Annotated in this window: 5 protein-coding genes and 1 pseudogene; 3 read left to right on the top strand and 3 right to left on the bottom strand. The window is 69.8% G+C overall.

The genetic code is table 11. The annotated features are described in order from the left end of the window. Positions 1 to 1,545 (top strand): bifunctional lysylphosphatidylglycerol flippase/synthetase MprF (locus AC1D1G_RS39940; RefSeq protein ID WP_477956354.1); only part of this gene is annotated, 1,545 nt, incomplete at its 5' end. 6 nt (positions 1,546 to 1,551) lie between these two features. Here the strand turns inward: AC1D1G_RS39940 and AC1D1G_RS39935 are convergent. The 3 genes from AC1D1G_RS39935 to AC1D1G_RS39925 are packed head-to-tail and all read right to left on the bottom strand — an operon-like array spanning position 1,552 to position 4,954. Beyond that, the gene (locus AC1D1G_RS39935; protein ID WP_283332385.1) at positions 1,552 to 2,385 is read right to left on the bottom strand and encodes an ABC transporter ATP-binding protein; all 834 of its coding nucleotides are present in this window, start codon (positions 2,383 to 2,385) and stop codon (positions 1,552 to 1,554) included. After that, a complete protein-coding gene (locus AC1D1G_RS39930) occupies positions 2,382 to 3,488 on the bottom strand; it encodes a FecCD family ABC transporter permease (protein ID WP_283353635.1) in 1,107 nt (368 codons plus the stop codon). The genes AC1D1G_RS39935 and AC1D1G_RS39930 overlap by 4 nt, the downstream gene beginning before the upstream one ends. Then, positions 3,485 to 4,954: a FecCD family ABC transporter permease gene (locus AC1D1G_RS39925; RefSeq protein ID WP_283332387.1), complete on the bottom strand. Its 1,470-nt coding sequence runs from the start codon at positions 4,952 to 4,954 to the stop codon at positions 3,485 to 3,487. Before AC1D1G_RS39925 ends, AC1D1G_RS39930 begins: the two co-directional genes overlap by 4 nt. Before the next feature lie 185 nt (positions 4,955 to 5,139). Here AC1D1G_RS39925 and AC1D1G_RS39920 point away from each other — a divergent pair, with 185 nt between their 5' ends. After that, positions 5,140 to 5,913: a hypothetical protein gene (locus tag AC1D1G_RS39920; RefSeq protein WP_477956353.1), complete on the top strand. Its 774-nt coding sequence runs from the start codon at positions 5,140 to 5,142 to the stop codon at positions 5,911 to 5,913. A 251-nt stretch (positions 5,914 to 6,164) separates the two neighbouring features. Continuing rightward, positions 6,165 to 6,295 (top strand): annotated as a pseudogene (locus AC1D1G_RS39915) (thioesterase); the annotation flags it as partial.

Raw genomic sequence — 6,295 nt, 5'->3', positions numbered from 1 at the left:
CTGCTGAACTTCGCGGTCCGGTTCGTCGACTCCCTCGACGAGGACTCCCTGTTCTACGGTCTCGCCGACCCGAACCTGTACCGGACGCTGGTGCCGTTCCTGACGCCGCTGGCGATCCTGATCGTGCTGCTCGCCACCCGGCGGTTCTTCGACGTCTCCGCCCCGGCCGGCACCTACCGGCGGCTGGCCGTCGTCCTGGTGTCCGTCCTGGGCGGGCTCGCCGTCCTCTACGTCCTGGGCGGGCTGTGGGCGCGGAACGGTTTCGACCCCCGGCCCGGCATGGCGACGCTGCTCGCCGACTTCCCGGAGCGGCTCATCCCGCCCGTGTACCTGCAGTGGCTCGACCCCCGGCTGCTGCCGGTGAGCATTCCCGCGACCCTGCTGTACGAGTGGACCGGGGTGGTGTTCTGGGTGGCGGCGTGCGCGCTCGTCGCCGCGACGTTCCTCAGTCCCGCCATCGGATCGGACTCGGAGTCCGCCGAACGGGCCCGCGCCCTGCTGAAGTCGGGGAGCGGAAGCCCGCTGTCCTGGATGACGACGTGGCGCGGCAACAACTACTGGTTCTCCGCCGACGGCACCGGCTACGTCGCGTACCGTGTCTTCGCCGGTGTCGCGCTCACCACCGGCGACCCGGTCGGCCCGCCGGACCGGTTGCGGGACAACGTCGAACACTTCGCCGAATTCGCCGCCGCCAACGGGTGGATCCCGTGCTTCTACTCGGTGACCGGGGAGGTCCGCGCCGTCACGGACGCCCTCGGCTGGAGCGGCATCCAGGTCGCCGAGGAGACGGTGCTGGATCTGGGGCAGATCGCGTTCACCGGAAAGCGATTCCAGGACGTCCGGACCGCCCTGAACAAGGCGAAGAAGTCGGGGATCACCGCGGAATGGGTCAGCTTCCCCAGCGCCCCCCGGTCGATCACCGACCAGATCACGGCGATCTCCGAGGAATGGGTGGCCGACAAGGGGATGCCCGAGATGGGGTTCACGCTCGGCGGACTCGACGAGGTCGACGACCCGGAGGTGCGCTGCCTGGTCGCCGTCGACGAGGACCGCACCGTCCACGGCGTCACGTCCTGGTTGCCGGTGTACCAGGACGCGCGGGTGGTCGGCTGGACCCTCGACTTCATGCGGCGGCGCTCGGAAGGGTTCCGGCCGGCGATGGAGTTCCTCATCGCGTCCGCGGCGCTGAAACTGGAGGAGGAGGGGGCGCAGTTCCTGAGCCTGTCCGGCGCCCCGCTCGCCAAGGTCGAACAACCGGACGGCGACGCCGACGAGCAGGAACGGTCGGAGTCGTCGAGCCTGTCGGCGGTGATGGACAGCGTTCTCGATCTGCTCGGCCGGACCCTGGAACCGGTGTACGGGTTCCGTTCGCTGCTGGCGTTCAAGTCGAAGTTCCAGCCCCGGTACGTGGCCATGCACATGACGTTCGCCGACCCGGCCGCCCTGCCGAGCATCGGCAACGCCGTCGGCAGGGCGTACCTGCCGACGGTGTCGCTGGGACAGAGTTACCGGCTGGTGCGGACGATGATCGGCGGCCGACGCTGACGGCCGCTACTTCGGCTCCGGTCCGCCGACCGCGCCGTACACGTGGCGGGTGCCGATCGGCACCACCAGCGGGCGATCGGACACCGGGTCGGCGATGACCGCGGCCTCGAGACCGAACACCTCGAGCAGGAGTTCGGCGGAGATGATGTCCTTCGGCGCGCCGGCCGCGACGATGGTGCCGTCCCGCATGACGATCAGCTGATCGCTGTAGCGGATCGCGAGGTTCAGGTCGTGGAGCACCATCACCACAGTGCGGCCCAGCTCCTCATGCATCCGGTCCACCAGGTCGAGCACCTCGATCGAGTGCGCCAGGTCCAGGTAGGTGGTGGGCTCGTCGAGCAGGAGGATGTCGGTTCCCTGCGCGAGGGCCATCGAGATCCAGGCCCGCTGACGCTGACCACCCGACAGTTGGTCGACGGGGCGGTCCGCGAGATCGGACACCCCGGTCAACGCGAGCGCCTCGGCGACCTCGCCCTCGTCGTCGGACGACCACTGCCGCAGCCACGACTGGTGCGGGTGCCTGCCGCGGGCCACCAGGTCGGCCACCGTGAGCCCCTCGGGGGCCAGCGGCGCCTGGGGAAGCATGCCCAGTGTGCGGGCGACGTCCTTGGTGCGCATCGAGCCGATGGCCTTGCCGTCGAGCAGCACCGAACCGTTGCGCGGCTTCAGCAGCCGCCCCAGCGCGCGCAGCAGGGTGGACTTGCCGCAGCCGTTCGGCCCGATCACGGTGGTGATCACCCCGGTCCTCACCTCGAGGTCGAGGTTGTCGACGATGACCCGGTCGCCGTACCCGAGGCTCAGGTTCTCGGCGATCAGTCGAGAGTCAGTCTGCACGGTCATGCCGAGACCTTCCGATTGTTGCGCACCAGCAGATACAGCAGGAATGGACCGCCGAGTGCGGAGGTGACGATACCCACCGGCAGCTCGACGGGCAGGATCGTGCGGGCGACGACGTCGCTGCCCACCACGAGCACGGCGCCGGTCAGGGCGGACGCGATGAGCGGCGGGCCGGCGGACCGCACCAGCCGCAGCGCCACCTGCGGTGCGGCGAGCGCGACGAAGCCGACCGGACCCGCTGCCGCGGTCGCGATGCCGGCTAGGGCGACGGACATGAGCAGGAGCCGGGCCTGCGACCACTGCAGCCGCACACCCAGCGACACCGCGTTGTCGTCGCCGAGGCGGAGGGCGCCCATCGTGAACGACGAGATCACCGCGTAGCCGCCGACGAGGACGACGGCGATGGTGACGGGCCACACCTGACTCCAGGCGGCGCCGTTGAGGGACCCGTTGAGCCACACCTGGGCCCGCGACGCGTCGTTGATGTCCGCGGAGATCAGCAGCCAGCCGGTGACGGCGATCAGCATGGCGTTGATGCCGATGCCGATCAGGATCAGCCGGTAACCCTCCACCCCGCCGCGCCACGCGAGCATATAGATGACCAGCGCGGTGAGCAGTCCGCCGAACAGGGCGGCCAGCGGGATGCCCAGGGTGGCGAGGAGGCCGACGAAGCTGCCGCCGCCGCCGAGGACGATCAGCGCGACCGCGGCGGCGCTGGCACCGGACGTGATGCCGAGAATGTCCGGGCTGGCGAGGGCGTTGCGGGCGATGGACTGGGTGATGGCGCCGGCCAGGCCGAGGGCCATGCCGATGAACACCCCGGTCAGCGACCGCGGCAGCCGGAGGTCCATGACGATGAAGTTTTGGGCCTTCGTGCCGCCGCCGAACAGCACCCGGGTGACCTCGGGGATCGACAGCGGGTAGTCGCCGCGACCGATGTTGAGGCACAGCACCAGGAACAGCGCCACCAGCAGGGCCACGTTCACGGCGATGCCGAGGGGGCGCAGGACCAGGGAGATCGGTCCGAGCCGGAACGCGGGGCGGGCCGGGACGCGGGACGCCGGGGCGGCCCCGAGGTCGGGGCGCACTTCGTCGCGAGTGCTCACAGGCTTGCCAACTTTCTGCGCCGAACCAACGCGATGAAGAACGGTGCACCGAACACGGCCAGCACGATCCCCACCTGCAGCTCACCCGGCCGGACCACGACGCGTCCGATGACGTCGGCGGTCACGAGCATGACGCCGCCGAGGAGCCCGGCGTAGGGGACCAGCCACCGGTAGTCGGGGCCGGTGATCGCCCGCGCGACGTGGGGGACGACGAGACCGATGAATGCGATCGGACCGCACGCCGCGGTGGCCGCACCGGTGAGGAGGGTGATCGCGACGATGCCGAGTGCGCGGCTGGCCGCGATGTTCGTGCCCAGCGACCGTGCCACGTCCTCGCCGAGGCTGAGGACGTTCAGGCCCGGTGTGCTGACGAGGGCGAGGATCAGTCCGATGACGAGGAACGGCAGCACCTGCCACAGCACGTCGAAGCCGCGGCCGGCCACCGACCCGACCACCCAGAAGCGGTAGGAGTCGAGGCTGGACTGGTCGACGATGATGATTGCGTTGGTCATCGCCTGCAGGAAGAACGCGACGGCGGCGCCGGCCAGGGCCAGGCTCAGCGGGCTCGCCGCCCCGTTCCCGATCGATGACAGCCCGAACACGATCACGCTCGCCGCGAACGACCCGGCGAACGCGAACCACAGGTATTCGCTGGGCGCGCTGAACCCGAACAGGTACATCGACAGCACCACGAGGAATGCGGCGCCCGCGTTGAGACCGAGGAGGCCCGCGTCGGCGAGCGGGTTGCGGGTGTGCCCCTGGATGAGGGCGCCCGCGACACCGAGCGCCATTCCGACGACGAGTCCCAGTGCGGTGCGCGGGCCGCGGAGGGTGCGCACGATGATGTCGGTCTGCGAACCGTCCGCGTCGAACAGTGCATGGAAGATCTCCGCGAACGACAGCGGCCGCGCCCCGACGGCGACGCTGGCGAGGAGCACCAACCCGAGCAGGACCACGAGGACGCCCAGCCCGACGAGCCGACGTCGCCGGATCGCCGCGACCGACACGTCCTTCTCGCGGACGGTGAAGCCCTCGTCGGACGCGGTGCTCTCCCGCACGACCTCGGTTCCGGAACGCCGGAACACCCGCTGCAGCGACCGTTTCGGGCCGATCGCGTCCTGGGTGTGGGTGTCGCGGGTGACCAGGCCGACCCAGCCCTTGCCCGAACTCTGGCCGGTGTTGCCTTCGCGGAAACCGCGGTTCCACAGGGCCAGTCCGAGGGCGATCGCGACGGCGGCGCCGCCGAACACGACCCGGTCCGCCTGCCCGCCTCCGTTGTCGTCGCGGAGGGACTCGACGATGTACCAGCCGAGGACGAGGGGGATGGCCACTATCCCGATGTCGAGCAGTCCCGCGAGTGCCCGGAGGTACAGCGGGGCGGGACCGCGCGGGACGTCGCGCTTCCCGTAGGGCTCGTCGGTCGGCAGGTGCGGGATGTCGCTGCCGAACTGTCTCGTCGTCGTCACTGGCGGGGGAAGCTCCTGACGTGTGTGCCTGTGCACCGGATCTGCACCGAATTCAACTACTTAGGTTACGGAACCCTATCTCTGATGCCACATCCGGCGGGACGTCCCGGGCGTTGCGGTCGACGGGGGTGCCTCACATCACATGATGTCAAGTCTTGATATTTGGTTAGGCTCACCTATGTTTGGTGGTGTTCCATCCCGACCGATTGGAGTGCACGGTGACCTCGACCCTGTCCGCCCCCGCGACCGCACTGGACATGTCCTGCACACGACTTCGCGCGCTGAACGCCGAATATCCGCGCATGTACGCGGTCGCGACGATGGCAGACGAGGGCAAACGCCGGTGGTGGTCGCTGGCGGACGACATCGACGGCGACCGGGTGCCCCGGATGTGGGCCCGTTCGCTCGAGGACGTTCCCGACCCGGACGTCGCCGCGATGCAGGTGGCCACCGCGCTCATACACGCCGTGGTCGGGCGCGTCACCGCGCTCGTCGTCCTGGAGGGCCGCGCGTGGGACCCGGGGCTCGAGAACCTGTGGATCCACATGGACAGTGACGAGGGCATCGACTGGGCGGGTGTCGCCGACGACACCATGCGCGTGCTGCCGGACGACCCGTACGCCGGCGCACCCCGGACGGTCACCGTGCCCTGCGAGCGGGCGCTGCTGCTCTGGACGGTGCACCGCAGTCTCACGTCGCTGCACGCGGTGTTCGACGCCATCGCCCGGCTGACGCCGATCGACGCGTCCCGCTTCTGGGGACTCGTGGGGGAGGCCGTGCTCGGAGCCGCGACGTACGTGCCGATCCTCGCCGGTGGCGGCGAAGCGGCGGCGCAGCGCCGCGGGCAGGGGATCCTGGACGCCTTCGTGGCCGCCGGGGTGCCGGTCCGCTCGAAGAGCCGGATCACGCGCCCGCGCTGCGGCCGGCTCGGGCAAGCCAGGAAGCGCTTGCTTAATTAGGGCAGCCTTGCCTATACTCGTTCCAGGCGCCGAGCAGAAATGCCGGCGCCGAGAACCGAACTACCGGACCGCGCCGGAGTCCTGAGGGCTGCAGTGACTCCCAGGTCCATCCCACGGCGGGCCTCACACTGACACAGTGTGAGGCCCGCCGATCCGTTTGGCCCCACCTGCTTTTCCCGCCTCCCTTCCCGTCGTGTAGGCAGGAGATCGGGTGCGCCGCGAGAGCGCACAGCGATCCGATGGAGAGTGTGATGGTGGATTCCGGGGAACAGCAGGCATCGAAYGGTGACGGGCGGATCGACACTGCCGCGTTGGCCGATCAACTGGGCAAGGGCTTCGACGCCCTCATCGGGCTCGAATACACCGAACTCTCACCCGACCG

This window comes from Rhodococcus sp. P3_B8 (assembly GCF_056402775.1).
Note: the sequence above shows the minus strand (reverse complement) of the source record. Positions and strands in the feature narration are given on the sequence as shown.

Bases quoted from the DNA above. Each gene is read 5' to 3' on its own strand.
- AC1D1G_RS39935 (WP_283332385.1), bottom strand. From the start codon at position 2,385: ATGACCGTGCAGACTGACTCTCGACTGATCGCCGAGAACCTGAGCCTC.